17 protein-coding genes are annotated in these 22,493 nt (G+C 43.3%); 14 read left to right on the plus strand and 3 right to left on the minus strand.

Annotation, left to right across the window (positions count from 1 at the left end):
* Nucleotides 1-231 precede the first annotated feature (231 nt).
* Nucleotides 232-810, plus strand: coding sequence for a hypothetical protein (locus WD077_08595; GenBank protein ID MEX0967284.1), 579 nt, complete (start codon nucleotides 232-234; stop codon nucleotides 808-810).
* A 231-nt stretch (nucleotides 811-1,041) separates the two neighbouring features.
* Here the strand turns inward: WD077_08595 and WD077_08600 are convergent, their stop codons facing one another.
* The gene (locus WD077_08600) at nucleotides 1,042-1,557 is read right to left on the minus strand and encodes a transposase (GenBank protein ID MEX0967285.1); all 516 of its coding nucleotides are present in this window, start codon (nucleotides 1,555-1,557) and stop codon (nucleotides 1,042-1,044) included.
* A gap of 182 nt (nucleotides 1,558-1,739) precedes the next feature.
* On the opposite strand from WD077_08600, the gene WD077_08605 reads away from it, so the two are divergent.
* Together WD077_08605 and WD077_08610 are read left to right on the plus strand one after the other, a co-directional pair.
* Complete coding sequence (locus WD077_08605) at nucleotides 1,740-2,486, plus strand: PKD domain-containing protein (GenBank protein ID MEX0967286.1); 747 nt, start codon at nucleotides 1,740-1,742, stop codon at nucleotides 2,484-2,486.
* A 166-nt stretch (nucleotides 2,487-2,652) separates the two neighbouring features.
* Nucleotides 2,653-3,831, plus strand: coding sequence for a T9SS type A sorting domain-containing protein (locus tag WD077_08610; protein MEX0967287.1), 1,179 nt, complete (start codon nucleotides 2,653-2,655; stop codon nucleotides 3,829-3,831).
* Nucleotides 3,832-4,026: 195 nt separating this feature from the next.
* Here the strand turns inward: WD077_08610 and WD077_08615 are convergent, their stop codons facing one another.
* Complete coding sequence (locus WD077_08615) at nucleotides 4,027-4,542, minus strand: transposase (protein ID MEX0967288.1); 516 nt, start codon at nucleotides 4,540-4,542, stop codon at nucleotides 4,027-4,029.
* A 182-nt stretch (nucleotides 4,543-4,724) separates the two neighbouring features.
* Between WD077_08615 and WD077_08620 the strand changes: the two genes are divergently transcribed.
* The 10 genes from WD077_08620 to WD077_08665 all read left to right on the plus strand — a co-directional run bounded on the left by WD077_08620 (nucleotide 4,725) and on the right by WD077_08665 (nucleotide 15,582).
* Complete coding sequence (locus WD077_08620) at nucleotides 4,725-5,471, plus strand: PKD domain-containing protein (GenBank protein ID MEX0967289.1); 747 nt, start codon at nucleotides 4,725-4,727, stop codon at nucleotides 5,469-5,471.
* A gap of 195 nt (nucleotides 5,472-5,666) precedes the next feature.
* Nucleotides 5,667-5,924: a type II toxin-antitoxin system prevent-host-death family antitoxin gene (locus tag WD077_08625; GenBank protein MEX0967290.1), complete on the plus strand. Its 258-nt coding sequence runs from the start codon at nucleotides 5,667-5,669 to the stop codon at nucleotides 5,922-5,924.
* A 191-nt stretch (nucleotides 5,925-6,115) separates the two neighbouring features.
* The gene (locus WD077_08630; protein MEX0967291.1) at nucleotides 6,116-10,342 is read left to right on the plus strand and encodes a PKD domain-containing protein; all 4,227 of its coding nucleotides are present in this window, start codon (nucleotides 6,116-6,118) and stop codon (nucleotides 10,340-10,342) included.
* 523 nt (nucleotides 10,343-10,865) lie between these two features.
* On the plus strand, nucleotides 10,866-11,669 hold the full coding sequence (locus WD077_08635; GenBank protein ID MEX0967292.1) for a DUF4384 domain-containing protein: 804 nt from the start codon (nucleotides 10,866-10,868) through the stop codon (nucleotides 11,667-11,669).
* 25 nt (nucleotides 11,670-11,694) lie between these two features.
* On the plus strand, nucleotides 11,695-12,048 hold the full coding sequence (locus WD077_08640) for a zinc ribbon domain-containing protein (GenBank protein ID MEX0967293.1): 354 nt from the start codon (nucleotides 11,695-11,697) through the stop codon (nucleotides 12,046-12,048).
* Nucleotides 12,049-12,630, plus strand: a complete 582-nt coding sequence (locus WD077_08645; GenBank protein ID MEX0967294.1) for a DUF2085 domain-containing protein — start codon at nucleotides 12,049-12,051, stop codon at nucleotides 12,628-12,630. It abuts the gene before it with no gap.
* Entirely contained in the window at nucleotides 12,605-13,813 is a 1,209-nt protein-coding gene (locus tag WD077_08650; GenBank protein ID MEX0967295.1) for a caspase family protein, read from the plus strand. The genes WD077_08645 and WD077_08650 overlap by 26 nt, the downstream gene beginning before the upstream one ends.
* Before the next feature lie 688 nt (nucleotides 13,814-14,501).
* On the plus strand, nucleotides 14,502-14,804 hold the full coding sequence (locus WD077_08655; protein ID MEX0967296.1) for a type II toxin-antitoxin system RelE/ParE family toxin: 303 nt from the start codon (nucleotides 14,502-14,504) through the stop codon (nucleotides 14,802-14,804).
* A 5-nt stretch (nucleotides 14,805-14,809) separates the two neighbouring features.
* Complete coding sequence (locus tag WD077_08660; protein ID MEX0967297.1) at nucleotides 14,810-15,121, plus strand: helix-turn-helix transcriptional regulator; 312 nt, start codon at nucleotides 14,810-14,812, stop codon at nucleotides 15,119-15,121.
* Nucleotides 15,122-15,243: 122 nt separating this feature from the next.
* Nucleotides 15,244-15,582 carry a HigA family addiction module antitoxin gene (locus tag WD077_08665; GenBank protein MEX0967298.1) on the plus strand — a complete coding sequence of 113 codons (339 nt, stop codon included), beginning with the start codon at nucleotides 15,244-15,246 and terminating at the stop codon, nucleotides 15,580-15,582.
* A 10-nt stretch (nucleotides 15,583-15,592) separates the two neighbouring features.
* On the opposite strand, the gene WD077_08670 is transcribed toward WD077_08665, so the two are convergent.
* On the minus strand, nucleotides 15,593-16,069 hold the full coding sequence (locus WD077_08670; protein MEX0967299.1) for a hypothetical protein: 477 nt from the start codon (nucleotides 16,067-16,069) through the stop codon (nucleotides 15,593-15,595).
* A gap of 212 nt (nucleotides 16,070-16,281) precedes the next feature.
* Between WD077_08670 and WD077_08675 the strand changes: the two genes are divergently transcribed.
* Nucleotides 16,282-22,491, plus strand: coding sequence for a NosD domain-containing protein (locus WD077_08675; protein MEX0967300.1), 6,210 nt, complete (start codon nucleotides 16,282-16,284; stop codon nucleotides 22,489-22,491).
* Nucleotides 22,492-22,493: the final 2 nt, after the last annotated feature.

The following is a 22,493-nucleotide window of genomic DNA, read 5'->3' on the forward strand; positions in this document are numbered from 1 at the left end:
AACCTATTCCAGGACTAACACTTCACCTGTAAACTTTTTTCAGGACGAGACAGGGGTTTGTAAATCACGCGGGTTTATTTGTGTGATCTGTCTTGATTCAAGAATTTGTAGCTTCGTCTCGTCAATAATCGGTGGGGATACTAACGAAAAGGCATTATCGAATGTGCTTGATGCACAAATGCTATCGCTAGGTTTGATTGCTTTCAAATTCTTTAATGAAGGTCTGACAGGATGGATGAAAAGACGGTGAATATTAAACGGTACGAGCTATGGATAGGCATTGTAACTCTAATCGGTATACTCATACTTTCAGGAACTTCGTTAGTCAAGCAATACCTGGACTCCAAACAAACACCACAAATCGTTATTAAGGATGCTCAAGACATTAGAAACCTAATTAAGATGCCTTTAGAAGGTAAATATAGCATCAAAATGGATTATAGCAGTTTTCATAGCGATAGCAGGGAATGGAGAGGAACTGGTATGGCATATATTATATGGAATTCTGATAATAATAAATATGAAATGTTGCTTGGAGGTATGGTTTTCCTATTAAGTCATGACAATCCTGACCATAAACCTCATGTTACATATCTTGTTAAAGCCCAGATATTTACTGATGACAATGGCAAACCGTCAACTGCCAAGATTCCATTTAAGTATATTACAGCCATGGGTGTTGAAGGATTTCAGTCCAGGTCGGATCATCATTTTGTTTTAGGACAAATAGATTATTTTAACTTGACTGAGATTATACTTTACTACGAGAGCAATAATACTAAAGGGAAACTGACATTAATAAAGGAATAACAATCCCTATCACCAGTCGCTTGGCTCCGCCAAGTGACGACTACGTTCTATAGCCTTTGGCTGTAGTTTTAGTAGTCAGGTTCTTATGAATTCAATACCTTCAGCGGGCTTTCCAGACATGTGTAACCACCCCCGTCCCAGTCGCTTGGCTCCAGCCAAGTGACGGCTACGTTTTGCAGCCTATGGCTGTAGTTATGATTCATTATCTGCCTCCTTAAGCATCCAATACCTTCAGTGGGCTTTCCGGGCAAGCGCTGCTGTAGTACCGTACCAATGTTCTGGCAGAGTCACATATCCTGCTTTTACCGGGTTCAAATGAATATATTCTATTTTTTGGTCAATGATCCCGGGTTGGTTTAGCTCTTTGGGATGATTGGTAGGTTGCCAAAAGGCATAATCTTGTCCTTGGCGGTACTTGCCATAATATCTGAACAACCGCATCATCCAATTTCTTCGGCTCTCCGAAGGTTCAACCTGCACGGCCTTCATAATTTTCCGTGCTGTAAAGCTCTTGAAGTCTCTGATGACGGAATTTAATCGGGCATCATCGTGTCTGGCAATCAGGTGCAAATGGCTGGGCATAATTAGATATGCAAATAATTCCAGGCCTTTCTTCTCGCAACAGAATTTCAAGCTATCAATAACTATATCGCTATAGCAATGGCGGGTAAATATATCCACCCATCCAGCTATAGAAATTGTCAGGAAGTAGGGATAATCGGTGTTGGTCTTTCTAAATTCGGACATGACAATGGATTTATGGGGTTGAGGCAATAAACTTCGGCAAAATGCCTCGAAACATAGTCGTCACCCGGCATAGCCGGGCGACTGAGGGGGGAGGTGGGTGCTTGTTGAATTTTGAATTGAGAATTAGGAGCTATTGTTTAAAAAAATGTAAGTTGCAGTCCAAACTCTAATTAATTATAGCAATGAACTTACGTTTAGAAAAAGTAGCTTTCTTTTTAGCTTTCATCATGGTTACATCAAGCTGTGGAAAGGAGGAACCTGGAACGGACACCAAATCCATAACTGCCGATTTTACCATCACAAACAATAATTGTGAAGCGCCATGCGATGTGGTTTTCAACAATTCTTCTTCTAACGCAACATCTTATCACTGGGACTTTGGGGATGGTGACACATCTACAGAAACAAGTCCCTCGCACACTTACCTGTCAGATGGCGATTACGAGGTAACCCTCACTGCCAATTCCGCAGGAGAAAGCAAAACTATCTCTAAAACTGCCACTATTGCCTTATACCCTGGCTTTATGAGCTATAAGATTGACGGGCAACTTTTTGTAGCCGATAAATTGAGTGCCGTTCGTATCACTTCAGATACTCGCCCTTATTTCCAATTAAGAGGTATTACTGGGAATAATTCCTACCCACAGTTATTTTTTCATTATGACGAAAACAATGGGGGCTTTAAAATCGGACAGGCTCTGAAGTTTGATCAATCCAGTCGTTCAATACGCACAGTTGAATTCATGGATGCATCGAATAAAATATACTTATCTTCCACTGATGCTAAAGGGGTTGACGTATTATTCAGTAAACTTACCTTTGAGAAAGGTGGCGAGGTAGAAGCAACCTTTTCCGGCAGAATATCAAGCTATTTAGGCGAGGAATTAGAAATTACAGAAGGCAAATTGAAAATGAAATTCTCAAATTAAATTCTACCCAGCCGTTATGCTCTGCTGACCCGGCTCCGCTGGCGCGCGTTTAACGAGAGCGTAACGCGCGCCCTTCCCAGTTCCTCAATTGCATTGATGACATCATCATGTTCACCCCGCTGCGGCAGGAGATCGTAAGTCTGAAAGTCCCACCAACGTGCAGGACATGATGGGCAAGAACGGGATAGACTTGGAGATCACGCCCGAAGCCATTGACGCCCTCGCCAGCTTCGGCTACGAACCGGAATTCGGTGCGCGCCCCCTCAAGCGCCTCATGCAGCGCGAGATTCTCAGCGACCTCTCCAAGCGCATCCTCCCATCAGTAACTTGGCTCCAGCACAAAATGACTTGTTTTTTTGAATACATAGTGAAAAACTTTAAAATTGAGATAAATTTGAACTCTTCACCATTTAAACTTAAAACCATGAAGTATAAGAACTTTAAAATCTTACTGTTAGCAATGTCTATGACTGCTTTAGTAAATGCCCAGACCTATCATTTTTCGGTTGGTAACGGCTCTTATACAGAGTTGTCATCTCCATCATTGCTCTCGAACAATATGCCTTGGAAGGATGGTTACTGGACATTGAATCTTCCTTTTAAGGTTAAGTTTTTCGAGAAGGAATATACTCAGGTGGGTGTCGCAGATGGATATGTAGGCTTCGAGACCGATGGGGTAATTCGCGTATTCGACAACGATTTGATAGATGCAGGATATGGGAGTGGTTCCAGCCAATCTCCCGTTTCCTATCAAGTATTTGGCTCCGCTCCAAATCGTATCATAAAAATTCAATGGAAAAACGTCCACTTTGATGCAGATCCCGGGAATTCGGATTTCGCAAATTTTCAACTATGGTTTTATGAAGGTGGAAAAATTGAGATGCATTATGGGGCCAGTTCTGTAAACAATAGTCAGTCCTATGATACTCACCAGGGAGCCTTGGTCCTTATTTACCGGTATTCTCCATCCAAGTTCGTTGGACTTGAGAATGATCCTGCTAATCCTTCAATTGAAACCAATATTGCCGGTCATTTTAGTCTCACCGGCCATCCGGCTAACGGAACCGTGTACGAGTTTAATTATGGATTTGGAGTAGGTATAGTTAAAACTACAGCATCTCAAACGAGAGTTTATCCAGTTCCTATGAATGAAACTTTGCACGTTGAGTTGCCTTTTGAAGGTTTAAAACAAGTACAGATATTAGATGTAACTGGCAAAATTGTGAGTGAAACCCCAACTTACGCGCAATGGTTAATGTTGCCAGTTAATCATCTAAACGAAGGTGCTTATATTCTTAAAATATCTACTGTAGATGAGGAAGCTATATTTAAACTCGTCAAATAGGTCATCCACGCGCTAAGGAATAGCTGGTTTTAGGCTTCTGCTGGCAGTGGGAAAGGGCCTTGGTATGATCATATTCCAAAGTCCTCCTCAATGACCTACCACCAGTCGCTTGGCTCCTGCCAAGTGACGGCTACGTTTTGCAGCCTATGGCTGTAGTTATGATTCATTACCTGCCTCCTTAAGCATCCAATACCTTCAGTGGGCTTTCCGGGCAAGCGCTGCTGTAGTACCGTACCAATGTTCTGGCAGAGTCACATATCCTGCTTTTACCGGGTTCAAATGAATATATTCTATTTTTTGGTCAATGATCCCGGGTTGGTTTAGCTCTTTGGGATGATTGGTAGGTTGCCAAAAGGCATAATCTTGTCCTTGGCGGTACTTGCCATAATATCTGAACAACCGCATCATCCAATTTCTTCGGCTCTCCGAAGGTTCAACCTGCACGGCCTTCATAATTTTCCGTGCTGTAAAGCTCTTGAAGTCTCTGATGACGGAATTTAATCGGGCATCATCGTGTCTGGCAATCAGGTGCAAATGGCTGGGCATAATTAGATATGCAAATAATTCCAGGCCTTTCTTCTCGCAACAGAATTTCAAGCTATCAATAACTATATCGCTATAGCAATGGCGGGTAAATATATCCACCCATCCAGCTATAGAAATTGTCAGGAAGTAGGGATAATCGGTGTTGGTCTTTCTAAATTCGGACATGACAATGGATTTATGGGGTTGAGGCAATAAACTTCGGCAAAATGCCTCGAAACATAGTCGTCACCCGGCATAGCCGGGCGACTGAGGGGGGAGGTGGGTGCTTGTTGAATTTTGAATTGAGAATTAGGAGCTATTGTTTAAAAAAATGTAAGTTGCAGTCCAAACTCTAATTAATTATAGCAATGAACTTACGTTTAGAAAAAGTAGCTTTCTTTTTAGCTTTCATCATGGTTACATCAAGCTGTGGAAAGGAGGAACCTGGAACGGACACCAAATCCATAACTGCCGATTTTACCATCACAAACAATAATTGTGAAGCGCCATGCGATGTGGTTTTCAACAATTCTTCTTCTAACGCAACATCTTATCACTGGGACTTTGGGGATGGTGACACATCTACAGAAACAAGTCCCTCGCACACTTACCTGTCAGATGGCGATTACGAGGTAACCCTCACTGCCAATTCCGCAGGAGAAAGCAAAACTATCTCTAAAACTGCCACTATTGCCTTATACCCTGGCTTTATGAGCTATAAGATTGACGGGCAACTTTTTGTAGCCGATAAATTGAGTGCCGTTCGTATCACTTCAGATACTCGCCCTTATTTCCAATTAAGAGGTATTACTGGGAATAATTCCTACCCACAGTTATTTTTTCATTATGACGAAAACAATGGGGGCTTTAAAATCGGACAGGCTCTGAAGTTTGATCAATCCAGTCGTTCAATACGCACAGTTGAATTCATGGATGCATCGAATAAAATATACTTATCTTCCACTGATGCTAAAGGGGTTGACGTATTATTCAGTAAACTTACCTTTGAGAAAGGTGGCGAGGTAGAAGCAACCTTTTCCGGCAGAATATCAAGCTATTTAGGCGAGGAATTAGAAATTACAGAAGGCAAATTGAAAATGAAATTCTCAAATTAAATTCTACCCAGCCGTTATGCTCTGCTGACCCGGCTCCGCTGGCGCGCGTTTAGCGATAGCGTAACGCGTGCCTTTCTCAGATGACTACCCACCAAACCTCATCCTCCTGTCATGTTGGTTCGGCTAATATGTGTAACTGAGGAGACAACATTTTCTATAACGTATTGTAATTTTGACTGTACATAAATTTGAGAAATGATTACTACCACAATTTCGGAATTCAGAAAGGACATCAAGCGTTACCTCAACAGGGTCACGCAGAATTTTGAGACGCTGATCATTAATCGTGGTAAGGATGCCGGGGTCGTCATAATTTCCCTTGAAGAATACAACTCCCTTCAAGCCACGCAACACGAACTTTCATCCGAGGCCAACGCCAAGAGAGTGGATTCGGCTATCGCCAAGTTTAAGGAGGGCAAGGCCTTCTCCATAGAATTGCTAATTTTGAATTGAGAATTTTGAATTTTGAATTAAAAAAAGCGGTGCTGCTGGGGGTGGGGTCGCTTTTTTTTGAGATTTATGATTCTATGATTTATGATTTTGTATTTTTGGCTCGGAGATATGCAGTGATATTTTCTGTTTATTGATCATAAAGAAAGACTATTTTAGATTAACAGCGTATTTTATACCTTAAGAAACAACTCATGAATTTGATCAAACTTTTCCTGTTCGCCTTTGCGATGCTGATCTTCTGTCCACAGCAGACTTCAGCTTCACACATAATGGGCAGCGATATTGGCTGGAAGTGTCTTGGCAACGACAGCTTCCTCATTACAATTACCATCTATCGTGATTGCAACGGTGTGACAACTTCAGCGAATGCCATAGGGATAAGCGGTATTGGATGTAGCTTTAGCCAATCCATCTCTACCACACTAAGTTCTCCGATAGACATAACGCCAATATGCAAGGGAAACTGTACCCGGTGCATTGGTGGGAGTTCGAGTTGTAGTTTTCCTTATGGAATTCAGAAACAATATCTCACTGGTATTGTGGACTTAAGCAGCGTAAACTGTTGCGATTTTCGACTGAGTCTTCAAGCCTGTTGCCGAAACTCTAATATTACTACCGGAGCAGACGACCAGAACTATTACACAGAGGCTTTTTTTAGCAAATGCGACACCCCATGTAACAACTCTCCCAGATTTATGGAAGAGCCAGTAAGAATTCTTTGTGTCAACCAGTGCTTCATAGGGAATCTGGGTGCAGTAGATGGTGATGGAGATTCGTTGGTTTATTCGCTTACCCCACCTTTGCAAAGCAGTGGAACGAATACTAGTTGGAACAGTCCGTATACGTATTTTAGACCTCTCTATTTTGACCAGTTTCCTAACGCAAATACCGCTTTCAACTATCCCCAATGCAGGGGATTTCATGTGGACAGCTTTACTGGCGAATTCAGGTTTAAGCCACGACAGGCCCAAATTAGCATTTTTGCTATGAAAGTGGAAGAATACAGGAATGGGAATAAAATAGGAGAGCTAAGGCGAGACATGCAAACAATCATTATGAATTGCCCTAGTGTAAATGGTGATGTTCAACTTAGCGGAATAGACAGTACGCAAAGTTATCTTGCCGAAGCATGTGCAGGTGAGAGTTTGTGTTTTGAAGTGGAATCCTACGATTCTGATTTAACAGATTCGGTGAAATTAAGCTTCGACAGCTTGTATATTTCCGGAGCTACGTTCGTTACTTCTACCAATAAGCGTTATCAATCCGGTATTTTTTGCTGGACGCCTCAAATATCTGATACTGGCAGAACCCATTATTTTACGGTCACCGCAGCAGATAATGATTGCCCGTTTCCATATTCTATCACCAAGAGGTATGGCGTATATGTTTTTCCTGATTCCATCTCCGGAGCTGCAGGAAAGAATCTGACGCTTTGTGAGAATGACAGCGCTATACAATTGCTTGCAAAACTTACAGGCGGTACCTGGACAGGGCCGGGTGTGCAGGATTCTATATTCCATCCCGGTGTTGCGGGTGCGGGAGCACATACACTGCTATATAGTTTTCAGCGAGCCACCTGCAACTACGAAGATTCCATTGAGGTAACGGTTCTTCCAAACCCGATTGCAGGATTCACGGCCACCCCTGCTTACGGGCCGGTTCCACTAACCGTGGCCTTTACCGATACTTCTAAGGGTACAATCGCGCTGTGGAAATGGGATTTTGGCGACATGGATTTAGACTCCGTACAGCATCCAACCCATGATTATTTGTCTCCTGACACATTCGATGTTGGCTTAATTGTAACCGATTCAAATGGCTGTAGTGATTCCGTGCTTCTGAAAGATAGCATCATAACCATCGCTGCGGGCATTAACTTTACTGTTTGCCAGAACGATGAGGTGCGTGTGTTGAAGGGTTCCCATGATGTCGGAAACTGGTCGGGAGCAGGCGTGGCCGATTCCCTTTTTGATCCTTCCATTGCAGGCACAGGAAAGCACTGGCTTCTTTACACTGTTATGATAAACGGGGTGTCTGTAAGCGATTCATTGGAGGCCACCGTGCTGCCAAGTCCTGTTGCAAAATTTTCGGCATCTCCTGAGAGCGGACCCATACCCCTCAACGTTCAGTTCTCCGATTCGTCTGCCGGAAATATTGTGCAATGGCAGTGGGATTTAGGTGATAATGCCTTTGACTCAGTTCAGCATCCAACCTACAATTACCAGTCTATTGACACTTTCGATATTGGGTTAATTGTAACCGATTCAAATGGCTGTCGTGATTCTGTGCTTCTGAAAGATAGCATCATAACCATCGCTGCGGGCATTAACTTTACTGTTTGCCTGAACGATGGGATACAGGTGTTGAAGGGTTCCCATAATGTCGGAAACTGGTCGGGAGCAGGCGTGGCCGATTCTCTTTTTGATCCTTCCAATGCAGGCACAGGAACGCACTGGCTTATTTACACTGTTATGATAAACGGAGTATCGGTAAGCGATTCGCTGGAGGCCACCGTGCTGCCAATTCCTGACGCACAATTTTCGGCCTTTCCGGAGAGTGGTCCCGTACCGCTCAACGTTCAGTTCTCCGATTCGTCATTGGGAAATATTATTCGATGGAAGTGGGATTTTGGTGACTCAGGAAGGGATACTTTACAGCATCCATCAAATTTTTATACTACCGTTGACACTTTCGATGTGCAGCTCGTGGTAATAGATTCCGTGGGTTGTTCAGATACGCTGTTGCGCAAGGATTACATAAATATAAGCGAGGCCCTCTATGCCGGGCCGGACTTTGATCTTTGCAGTAATCTGAACCCTAAGCTGCTATCAGGGTATCCCACAGGAGGAGCCTGGACCGGGCCTGGCGTGACAGATTCACTGTTCGATCCAGCTTTAGCGGGAACAGGATCGCATTTACTCATTTATACTGTCATCATAAATGGTGTATCCTTCAGCGATTCTTTAGCGGCTACAGTGAATCCGGTTCCTGTTGCAGGATTCACAGCTATGCCATTAAACAGCCCGTTGCCCGTAACGGTGCAGTTCAATGATACCTCATCAGGCATGATTGCTAAATGGCAATGGGATTTTGGAGACTTCTCCGCTGACAGCATAGTTTCTCCGGCACACTCATATTCACTACCCGACTCCTTTGACGTCAGCTTAGTTGTCACTGATTCTTTGGGTTGCCGCGATACAGTTGTTAAAAAGGAGTACATCGTGGTGGTAGATTCAGTAGATGCCGGAGCTGATATTACCGCTTGTAAGAATGCCGGAACCTTGAATCTGGTCGGGGCGCCCGCTGGAGGCACCTGGTCCGGAACGGGTGTGACCGGTTCGCTATTCGATCCTATGGTAGCAGGTATCGGTAGCCATACTTTGACTTATACGTTCCAGATTAGAGGTTCGGCATTTAGTGATTCATTGCGTGCCGATGTTCTTGCCCCGCCTCAGGCAAACTTCTCAGCAATACCGTTCCTTGGTTTTGCTCCTCTGTCCGTTAACTTCACAGACTCCTCTACTGGTAAAATTGCACGCTGGGAGTGGAATTTCGGTGATTTTTCATTTGATAGTATTCAGCACCCCAAACACCTTTATTTGTCACCGGATTCCTTTGACATAAGTCTCATCGTAGAGGATTCGATGGGTTGCCGGGACACATCCACACGCCCGGATTATGTCTGGGTGGTAGACTCTGCTTATGTCGGCACCAAAATTCATGCATGTAATAATGATTTACCCGCACTGCTGCCAACCCATCCGCAGGGAGGACAATGGTCAGGTCCGGGGGTGCAGAACGATGTTTTTTATCCTGGTGTGGCAGGAGTTGGAGCTCATTGGCTGGTTTATACCATCAACTATTCGGGTGATAATAGTAGTGATTCGGTTGAGGTTATCATCACATCCGCTCCGCAAGCAGGCTTCCAAGCTTCTCCACTCACGGGTGCATTGCCGCTAACGGTGAATTTCAGCGATACTTCTGTTGGTAACATTGCGAAATGGCATTGGAATTTTGGCGATACTTCCACCTCCAATAATCAGCACCCGGCTCATGATTATCACAATGTCGGAACCTACACGGTCAGCCTTTTTGTTGAAGATTCACTAGGTTGCAGGGATACAAGCCAAGTCTCCAACATGATAAATGTGTTGGTCGGCATCCAAGAAGATAACAAAACCAGCCTCTTCCTCGTCTATCCAAATCCAGTGAAGAACGAACTGGTGGTGCGCACAGCCTCCGTTTGCCGCGATTGCCGTATTCAACTCATCAGCAGCGAAGGCCGGGTAGTGTGGGATGAAATGTTTAACCAGCAGGAGCTACGCATGCACCGAGGTGAGCTGTCTGCCGGGACTTATGTGCTGCGGTTTGTAGGAACAAAAGGGAATGTAGCGGTGAGGAAAGTTGTGTTGGAGTAAAATAAGTTCATCCGCAGCCCGGACTTTCCAAATTATAAACTTCGGCAAAATGTCGCGAAAGATAGCCGTCACTCGGCACAGTCGGACGACTGAGGGAAGACACGCTCGAAGCCGTTGACGCCCTGGCCAGCCTCGGCTACGAACCGGAATTCGGAGCGCCCCCCTGAAACGCCTCATGCAGCGCGAAATCCTCAACGACCTCTCCAAGCGCATTCTCTCCGACAACATCAGCCCCGAAGGTAGATCATCGTGGACTACATGGGCGGGAACATCGTGCTTCGGCAACCGGATACTTCGTAATGTTGATGTTAGTTTTTGAGTGTTGAGTAGAGAGCGGAGATGCGGGAGTCGTGCAGCTTTTTTTGATGTCTTTTCTGATTTGGAAAGTTGTATTTTTGTTCGAGGATGAGCGGTAGTGATTTGTGAAAAGGCACAAGCGAATGCCCACACTGAAAGCAAAAAGAGAGTCTAAAAATTCGATAGTACTAAAAACTAAGTATTCACCGCTAAATTTTCCTTGGCTATGTCAAATCTTACCAGTGAATCTACTCAAGCCAAAAATGGCTTTGTGGGATCGAATGAGCTGCTCAAGCTTGTAATACAAAAGCTTTCCAGCCAAATACTTCTTTACGGCCTTGGTATGGCCATCCTTCTTATTGTGGCAGTGATGGTTGTTGGTAAGGAGTATTTAGCCGTTATCGGTAGCATGTTTTTCGTTTTCCTCGTTACCATAATTGGTTATTTATTTTTCGAGGGTAAGAAGCGCATAGAACAAGCTGATCCAAAAACACTGAATCAACTGGTAACTGCTCAAATGAGCACCATCAAACACAGTGAAGGGGCGAATGGAATGAAACTCTGGACAACTCGAAAAATACCTTCCATAAGCACCCGCGATATTTCCACAAGGGCAAAAGATGCATCATTCAAGGTAGGAGACAAGATCATAATCCATTTTCAGCCTGACAGGGATGGCTACCTTACCTTACTAAACATTGGGACCAGTGGAGATATGACTACCCTTTTCCCTAATTCCCTTCAACGAAGCAACATGGTGTTGGCTAATAGGGAATATACCATTCCTCGGCCTGAGGATGATTTCGAATATATATTACAGGGACCAAGTGGAAAAGAGAAACTTAAGGCCATATTGACTAACGAGAACATCGAACTGATGGAGGATAAGCTGGATGACCAAGGAAATTTATTTAAAACGGTTAATGCTGGCCTGGCTGCCCGAAATATCGGGATAATCAAGAAAAAGGTTTCAGACCTACCTTCGGAAGCCTGGACTGAAACGTCATGTGAATTTGAGGTTGCAGAATAACACAACTCCTAAATAATTATCAATCATGAAAACCTGTTCATCTTGCGGCCATGTCAATCCAGATGAGGCCAAATTCTGCGGCAAATGTGGTAATACACTCTCTGAGCCAAAAACCCAAGTACCCCCTCAAACCCATTCCGGGGCTCGAGCCTATTCTTCACCCACTAATGCTTCTAACCCGGAACCAGTTTCGGACGAACTTAAATGGGGTATCATCATAGCAACGATTCCCTTTTTCCCCTTGGGCATAATCATGGGTATTATTTACATGAATGATCAAAACCCTCAAAAAAAGGCAGTTGGTAAAACTTGGCTTTGGGTGGGTCTTGGTAGTGTTGTATTGGCTTGTTATTCCTTAGGCCAAATTAACAGCTGGTAGGTGCAAGTACTCCAGTATATATTCCGGCTCTTTTGCCATCAGTTGCCCTCAAGAATGCCCGTATATGCCGGTGAGTCGTTTCCCGTGTGTTTCAGGTGTGGAGGTATTTACCTCGGAATTATATGCGGTTATCTGTTTTGGAAATTAACCAAGTCTTCAATGCCCGGATTGAAATCATTGTGGATAGTTGGACTTACCATTCCTTTGACCATTGACGGTACTGCTAATTATTTGGAGGTGTGGGATTCTCATGGTTGGCTCCGGGCCTTGACGGGACTTCTGATGGGTGTCTCATTGCCCCAGTTTCTTGCGCTATTGAAAGCCAACGATTCCAAACCCATAACTTATTGGAAAATGTCACTGGCAGTATTGATGTCCCTGAGTATGGGACTAATGTTTATCTACTTGCTGGTAGCCCCTCCGAACGCCACTATTTTCAATTTACTTGCTTTCATTGTTGCCATGGCTTTATTCAGCTTTCTGACAGATTTGATTGTGCAATGTCCCTTTTTTAAAATTAAATCCCCCGTGAAACTCCCAGTAAAAATTTTAAAATATGGAAGATTCTCAACCCGTAATTGATTCATCATCATCCTATGCCTTAATTATTGGCATTGGAAGTTATGCAGATTCAACGCTAAACTTGAAATGCACAAAAGCGGATGCGATGGCCTTTTATAATCTATTGTTGAATAATGCACATGCAGGCTTCAAACCGGAAAACGTGAAGCTTTTGCTTGACCAGGATGCTACACTTCTAAATTTAAAAAAAGCGGTGAGCGGCTGGCTGTTTCAAAATGCCAGCACTGAGTCTACGGTTGTGGTTTATTTTGCAGGACATGGCGGACAAGAACCGGATAAGGTAGGCAGTGAAAAGGATGGATTGGCCAAATATCTCTTGCCCTATGACTGCGATAAAACCGACTTGTTTTCATCGGCACTTTCAAATATAGAGTTCGATAGGTTACTAAAAACCATCAAGGCCAGGCGCCTTGTATTTTTTATGGATGCTTGCCACTCCGGAGGATTGTCCCGCTCAGGGTCACGTTCGATCGGTATAGTGGAGGACGTCACCAAAAAACTCGCGGAAGGAGAAGGACGTTTGGTTATTGCTTCTGCCAAACCGAATCAACTTTCGTGGGAGGATGAGAAAATCGGCCATGGAATCTTTACCTATCATTTACTGGAAGCATTGGAAGGTAAGGCTGATACTGATGGCGATGGATATGTATCTATTATAGAAGTGTATAAATATCTTGAACAGAAAGTTCCTCTCAGTGTGCGCCAGCGAGCTGATAGTCTCCAGGAGCCTCAATTGTGGGGAGATCTGACTAAAGACATTTTTCTAACCGCCAATGCGGATTTGGTGAAACAAAAGAAAGCAGAAATTCTTCATGAGATAGAAGAAAGGCGAAAAGCAAATCGTGAAAAACAAAAGCAGTTATTTGAATTATTTGAAACTGGAAAAATGGGAAGCGATATTTACAGCGAATCGCTCAACCTGCTTTCAAAGGATGCAGAATCATATAATGGCCAGGAGAAAAGACTCATTTCCTTGTTGCAGGCGGTTTTGAAAGATGCAATTTCCGTTGAAACATATATGGATATGCGTGAGACAATTATGAGCATTCCGGAAACTGTTAAGGAACGCGGAGTTCATCAGCAAACCCAACCATCATTTTCCACCGTCTTCTGCACTAATTGTGGCGCCCGGCTTTCGACAGGTCTTTCCTTCTGTACGAATTGTGGTAAGCGAACGGGATAAAATCCGAATCTATCCCTGCCAGTCGCTTGGCTCCCGCCAGGTGGCGACTATGTTTAGCCTCTGGCTATAAATGTATAGACTGTGGCAAAATGCCGCATAACGTAGCTATTACTCGGCACAACCGAGCGACCTGGGTGAAAATCTACATTTAATCAGAAACGAAATACTTTACCTTTGGCGTTAGTAACGAAATAGCTTGGTATGATAATCTCCTTTGAAATTAAGAAATATAAACGGGATGCAGCCTGAAGCGGCCCTCAGTCTTCTGTCATAACACCATGTCATTTCAGAAGCAAGAACGGCATTGACCGGGAAATCACTCCCGAAGGGCCAGCCTCGGTTACGAACCCCAATTCGGTGTGTGCTCACTAAAACGCCTCATGCAGCGTGAAATCCTCCACGACCAATTCAGGCCCATCCTTCCGGCAACTATACCGATCAGGCTCCCGTATGGGTGACGAATACCTTAATCGGATTTTGGTCTCAGTTGGCTCAGTACTTTCCAGGCTGTGATCTTTGGAATTTATAGTAACGTGCAATAGCCAACAACCTACCGTGAAACCATCCGTAACTCTGATTGATCGAGCAACCGGGAAGGGCTTGTTTCTTGATAAGGAAACTTCTAACTTTGTAATTAATAAACACCATTGCAATGGCCTGAAGGTTTAATATAGAATTTTCGCAAGAAGTGTTGGACTTTCTGGATCAACTGGAGGAAAAGGCACGAGATAAGATTTTATTCAATGTTGATAAGGTCAAGATTGAGAATGACCCGAAGCGCTTTAAAAGGTTGAATAAAGATATTGGGGAATTCAGAACTCTTTATGCCAAGAAACAATATCGGCTCTTTGCCTTTTGGGACAAGTCCGACAACCAAGTTACCATAGTGGTGGCTACACATGGGATTATTAAGAAAACCCAAAAGACACCCAGGAAAGAAATAGACAAGGCCCTTCTAATGATGAAGGAATACTTTAATGCTAAAAAGTAGGAATTATGAAAACATTCAGCTTTGAGGAAGTGAAAGACCGTTACCTCGGCAAAAGAGGAACTGAAAAACGGGAAAAATACGAATATGAAGTAAGGCTTGACCTAATTGGCGAGGCGATTAAAAAAGCCCGGAAAGAACGGAATTTGACGCAGGAGCAATTAGGTGAACTTGTCGGAGTCAAGAAAGCACAAATTTCAAAAATCGAAAATAACCTGACGGACGCCCGGTTCGAAACTATTCTAAAAGTGTTCCGAGCCTTGAATGCCAAAATCAGCTTTAATGTGGAGTTGCTGAATGATAAGCTAAGCTTGACGTAATATTCGCCAGGCTCTTGGCTTCTTCCAAAGAACCCCGCTTGCCGCAGAACCCTTTAGTATGATTTTGTTGCCTGTAAGCTTGAGAGAAATGGCAGAAGTAAAGATTATTGATTATCACTAATATGGAACAATTACCAAATATACATCCGGGAGAAGTATTGAAGGAAGAATTCCTTATCCCTCTTGGTATTTCAGCTTATCGGCTTTGCAAGGATATCGAGATTCCGCAAACAAGATTGAGTGAGATTCTTAAAGGACGCAGAAGAATTACTGCTGACACCGCGTTGCGCTTAAGCCGCTATTTCGGAACCAGCGCCAAGTTTTGGCTGGGATTGCAGAATGATTATGATATTGAAGAAGAGGAAAGAGAGAAGAAAACTGCATTTGCGAGGATAAAGACCCTTAAACCATTTCCTTATTCCAATGCTTTAACGGAAGGGGAATTGAAGGGAAGGTTTTGATTTAGAAATTTTAGAATGATCTCACAGCTCTAACAAGAACTTCATCGTTAAAGGATCTCCAGATGGTTCTTCCTTGATGAAAATCCATAACAGATACGTAGTTGTAAATATTTATGTTACTTGAGCAATAAGCATAAAACCAATAATTTGCATTTTTTTCTATAGGTAAAAAGGCAATTAATTGATGATTACCCTCACTTAAGGCTTTGTTGACATTAAACCTATGTGTCCAAAGCAGCACCAATTCATCAATAGAAGGCAGATACCAGTTACTGTCCAAATTGTTCTGGATCCAGTTTTTAACCGGGCTGTTAGTGATCAAGCCCGTATTGAACTTCCCATCCCAACTTCGGGTGCTATCAGAGATGAATGGATTTATTCCCATTATGGCCCTTCCTTCTATTTTAGACACAATTAAACCGTGCTGCTTGCCATCTTTGCCATGATAAACATGGAATACAATCCCTCCAAGCGTATCCTGCCCCAAATAAAATTTATTCTGTGGAAAGTAAATGTGGTATTTTGCAGTACTAATTGGGCTCAGGAAAATATTTTCTTCCCCGGATTGAACCTCATTTTATGTTCTTTATATTGAGCATGGCCAATTATCTTTGTAAACTAACGAAATCAAAAATGAGAACATTCTTTCTGTTAACCCTGATTTTTTTAATCTGCCATGCAAAAATCCAATCCCAGTGCATGTCTGGGGCATACACCATTGGCAGGTATGCGGCTGACTATGAAAACGTGGGAACTGCGGTAGCCGACTTGAAATCCAATGGAGTATGCGGTCCTGTGGTATTTCATGTGGAAGATGGCGTCTATAATGGCAGCATCACTATCCCGGCAATAAATGGTGCATCGAATACCAACACGATCACGATTGAAGGCGCCAATGGCAACAATAGCTTTGTAACTATTAGTACTACATCTTCGGCCACCGATACTTTCAGTTATATATGGAAGTTGGATGGTGCCAGTCATTTCATTCTCAAACACCTCACTTTTGCCCGTAATGGCAGTGAAAGGTACTGCACCAATGTTATTTTGACCAATGGGGCATCCAATAATCAATTCTTAAATAACCGTTTTTTGGGATCAATGCATTCTAAAGTGATTGGCAACAGCCCATTGTTGCTTGCTTTGGGAGGGTCTAATAATTTCAATATACTCCAGGGAAATGATTTTGAAAATCTTGGTGAGGGAGTAAGAATAGAGGGCTCCAACCTATCTTATGATACTGCCAATGTAATTTCTGGAAATTCCTTCTACTGCGAAAGAACTTCACCCGTTTACATGATTTACCAGCACCAGTTGGTTATAGAAGGTAATTTTTTCGATTATAAGAATCCACTCTCTGGCTATAGCACCTTAAAAATTCTATATACTGATGGAAGCCTTATTATAAAGGACAACGATGCATCAGGCGGTGGAGAAGGTTTAATAATTATGGATCATTTGGGTGATTCCGCCAGCCCTTCATTAATTGCCAATAACGCTATAGTTGGCAACTATATAACCTTTAGGGTTGAGCGGTGCCATTATATTGATATTGTAAACAATACTATTAAAGGCAATAGTAAATCCCTGTACCTGCGGACGTCCGGACACATCAATATTTTCAATAATAATTTGATGGCTAACTATAATGACGCTTATGAAGTCTGGAATGATGTAACTGACCTTCAATCTGACCATAATAATATTTATGCCGGTGGCCGCCTGCTATATTATCATTATTTAAGTAAAAATTCTATTGCCGAAATACTGGCGCTCGGAATTGACAGCCACTCCGTTTCGGTGGCCCCACAGTTTGTAAATCCTGATAACCTGAGACCCCTGAGTGATGTAGACTTGAACGGGGCAGGAACACCGTGGCCGGGCATTTCGAGTGATCTCGATGGAAATGTCCGTAATTCATTGCATCCGGATATTGGTGCTTTTGAGTTTGACCTTCCTGATGAGAATATCACCATCACAGGCTACAATTACGAAAGTTCCCACCACCGTTGCGAAGGCTTTTCAGATATAAAGATCAACGTCAGGAATTTCGGGGGCGAAACCATTACTACATTTAAAGTGCAGTGGGAGGTTAATGGTGTCCGCCAGCCCGACTATAGCTGGAACGGCACCTTAAATTCCGGTGATACCGCCCAGGATATTTTAATAGGAAGCCATTACTTTGACAGTGACACGGCATACGACCTTCTTATATGGACGTCCGACCCAAACCAGAAACAGGATGCCGTAACAAAAGGGGATACCCTCTGGATTCCGAATGTCAGGACGAGGATGAGTGGAAACTACACCATTGGGGGTCATCAGCCTCATTATACCTCTTTCACAGCGGCTGTGAATGACCTTGACGAACGAGGAATATGTGGGCCAGTTACCTTTGAGGTGCGCACCGGGTTTTACGAGGACGACTTTACAATCCCCAAAATAGATGGGGCTACGGACACGAGCTGGATAACTTTCAGGGGTGAATCAGAAGATTCAACCGGGGCAGTTCTTTTTTATTCCGGAAATGAGGCCTCGGACGGTGGTGAATACCTGCATTTTGAAAAGCTAACCTTTACCGGGGAACTTCGGTATGCCAGCGGTAACAACCAGATATTGTTGCCGCTCAAATTTGTTAAAAATGTCACAATAAATAACTGTGCATTTATCGGGGACCTGGACGGAATCGCACTTAGTTTAATCGGTAGCCACCAAATAAAGGTAAAGGATTCTTATTTTTATGGTTGTAACGATGGGATAACGGGAAACGTTGATGCGTTTACAATAGATGGTTGCATTTTCGATAACCAACAGCGACAATGCCTCGCATTAAGTACAGCCAATAGCGGCATGGTTACCAATAACCATTTTCGGCCTTTTAGAAATGTTAGTTTTAATAATAAGGCCGTGCAGATAAATGGGAATAAAAACCTGGTGGAAAATAACCAGATGGTTTTTAATGGAATATACGGTTTCCACCTGGCGGGTTCCAGACCGGTTTTTAGAAATAATATCGTGACCGCCATGAATACCGGCCAGACATATTGCTACGGAGGTGGATCAAACTCGGCAAGGATATATAACAATACCATGATATCCTACGGCAATTCAGTCATTTATAAGCATATTGGAGAATATAATGTGAACAATATTTATGTGAACCTGGGAGGTGGGAAAATTTCTGATGAAGCACTTTATTACTTCTATACTAAGCAATCGGACTACAATGTGTACTATACCACAGGCAGCCAACTTTTTCACACGGTTGATTCCTTGCAAGGCCACATAAACGCCAGTCAGCTTGACTCTCACTCGATCCACTATATGCCCGCTTTTATTGGCAATACCGGTTTAATTGATTACGATTCATCACTGGCGAAAGCAGGGGATACCATCAATTTTTACGCTGACATTTTTGGTGCAGAGCGGGATTCTTCCCAACCTGATATCGGGGCGCATCAATTTTCTGCGGACGGTAACTGGGATGCAGGCATTGTGTGGGTAAACAAACCCCATAACGATTGTCATGGCTACCCGGCTATCAAAGTTAAGATCAGGAATTTTGGTATGGATACCCTGAAGTTTGTGAGGGTTTCAGGAAAGGTGAATACTTTAAACCTGCCGGCAAAGACCTACAAGTTGAATTTGCCACCGGGCGATACCACGGGAGAGCTTTTTCTTGCAGAATATTCATTTAGCTACGACACATTATATACGCTTAAGCTGTGGAGCGACTTTGCCTCAGATGCGAACCGCAACAACGACACACTTACTACGCTTCCATTTTATAACCGCATGGCGGGGAGCTATACCATTGGCGGAAAAGATTTTGACTTCCGAGACCTGGTGGAAGCCGCCCACACACTGGAAAGTCTCGGTATATGCGATTCGGTGATCTTTAATATGCGTAACGGTACCTATGAGCAAAACCTGACCATAAACCGCACACCGGGCGCAGGACCCGCTAAACGGGTCATATTCCAGTCGGAGATGAAAGACAGCTCCCTGGTAAACATTATTTTTTCAAATCGCAACCAGACCACGTTGGTATTGAATAATGTTCACTATCTCGAATTTCATCATCTCGGAATATTGAATAATTATTATGGAAATAATCAGGCTTTAAAATTTAACGGGCATTCTAATCATTTTGCAATATATGGATGCTTGGTGGAGGGTGAAATTGAGGTTGCCAGCAATTCAACATTGAGCCACAGCATATTTACAAACAGCAGGTTTTTTAAAGGAGAAATGATGCTTAATGGAATTGATACCAGCGTGTGGTCAGAAAATAACATCATCCGGCATAATACTTTTGAGGACGTGTTAATTTCAATGGATTATCAAAGGGCATTGGTTTTTACAGATAACACCTTGTCTTCCATTGAAATGTCAAGTTTAGGTGATAGTGTATTTATTGAAAGAAATAAAATTCATGGCGGATATCTAAACAACCGGGGATTTATAGGTTACCTACAGTTGGACGGGTCCGTTGCCACGCCCCAATACCCCGTGATCATAACCAACAATTTTATTGGTGGTGCTGATGGAGGTTTGCTAAGATTAGATCGTTCCGATCATGTCAAGATTTACCATAATACCATTTTTAATGGTGACGTCTATCTGAGAGGAACCGGTATTGACTTTCAAAACAATATCGTGGATGCAGGGAACGCGTCAAGGACTCTTTTGGAGACAAGGGCACCTATCACTATTTTTTCTGATTTTAATATCTATTATTCCAGCGATACTTTAAATTTTAAATCAACTGGATCTTTCTCTGGTTCTAAATCCCTGACCACATGGCGATCCATTACCGGATTAGATGCAAACTCCCGGTTTATTAAATCGAATGTGGTGGCTTCGCATCCCAAGGCTATAAATTCCAATGATTTACACATTATCCCCAACAGCCTGGTTCGGTTAACTGTCAACAATTCAATTTCATCAGTAGCTACTGACATTGATGGCAATGCTCGCCCTTTATCCTCTCCACATGCCGGTGCCCATGAGTACCATCCTCAACATAACAATGCCGAGGCAGTATCCGTGGATAGCCCTGGAGTGGCTTGCAGCGGTACGCACGATATATGGGTGACGATCGCCAATCACGGCCTGGATACATTAAAGCAATTGCGCATACAATATGAGGTCAATGACAGTCTGCAGGTTCCCTTTAATTGGCAAGGCGCCCTGGCATCTTCAGACAGCCAGCAAGTGAAAATAGGTTCTGTGGCCATGCGTACCCTGGAGTCCATTTCCGTCAGGGCATGGAGCGAACTGCCCAATAATGCCGTGGACAGCTTTGCAATCTATGATACCACTAAAAAGGTAGTAGTGCCAACTGCTATATCCGGCACCTACACCGTAGGACATGGAGGTGATTTTAATAATCTGATAGCGGCATGTGAGGTCTTGAATTACCGCGGTATTTGTGGCCCTGTGGTTTTAAACGTGCTGCCCGGGAGGTATTATGGCGGGGTTGCTTTGGTGAATGTAAGAGGGACATCACCACAGAATACGATCACCATTCAGTCCATTGACCATGATTCTACTTCGGTAACTTTGGAATATGCCCCAAGCCATTGGCTCAGCAGTGAGAACCATATTTTGAAGATCAGCGGTACCAATTATGTGCGTGTTAAGCATCTCACCTTTGACCCGATTTCTGATCGCTATGCGCAAGTACTGGTGCTTGAGAATTCAGGGCATGATTTAGTATTTCAAGGAAATATTTTTCACGGGAGGGAGGTAGCTGGTAGTCATGATAAAACGGTGACTCAGGAACCATCTAATCAATATTATTTTAGTAATGTAAAATTTCTAGGTAATATGTTTTTAGGAAGTCCTGATCCTTTCAAGGATTTTACCTGCGATAACGCTACGTTTTCCTTTAACAAGTTTGTAAATAGCAAAGCAAATATCTCCTTTCGCGGCAACAATTTTCAATTTATAAGCAACACGCTGGCTTCTGGAATTTACCTGTCTCTTTCAGACTCTTTTTTAATTAAAGGAAATTTTATGAAGGGAATTTCATCCCATAGTCCGCCTTTAGTAATTTATAGGAGCAGCAATGGGATAATAACCAACAACTTTTTAAATTTTGAACTTGCGCAAATATATGCGAGTACCATTCGGGTGGCATGGAGCAATAATATAGAAATAATCTACAATACAATCAGTGGCACCTCATATGACAGCCAGTCTGCTACGCTATTCATTGACACCCTGTGTTCCAATATCAGTTTTTATAATAACCAAATCACAGAAGAAGGATCAGGATATGTATTGATGGATGCTAAAGTACGCGCGACTGGCGATTACAATAATCTATATTCGAGGGGTGGAAAATATGCCTATGTAGGCGGGCAGGAAGCAAACTCATTGGCAGAATTACAGTCCTTTAGAGGTACCAACCTGAACAGCTTGTCAGAAGATCCACGATATCTTTCGGACAGTGTGATGATCCCGCTTAATGCCATTTTACAAGATAAGGGTACTCCATCAAGCACCGTTATGGATGATTACTTCGGAAACGTAAGGAGCACCTCAACCCCCGATATTGGGGCGTACGAGTATGATCTTGAACAGGCCGATGGAGGCGTAACAGGCCTTTATAGCCAGCATAAGACACCATGCCAGGGCGTCAATACTATATATGCACGAATTCGCAATTATGGGGTGGACACCCTCAAGTCACTTGTAATTAATTGGCAAGCAAATGATACCGCGCAGACTTCGGTTGTATGGACTGGAGCCTTGGCCCCTGGTTTATACAAAGATTCGATCGTGGTTGGATTTGCCCACGCCACAGAGGGCCTGGGCATTGAGGTGATGGCCTGGACTTCTGCGCCCAACGCCCAACGGTCAAGCCAATGGTTCGCATTCAGCGGACACCACTGCCTATAGCT

Source organism: Bacteroidia bacterium (assembly GCA_040880525.1).
Lineage (GTDB): Bacteria > Bacteroidota > Bacteroidia > CAILMK01 > JBBDIG01 > JBBDIG01.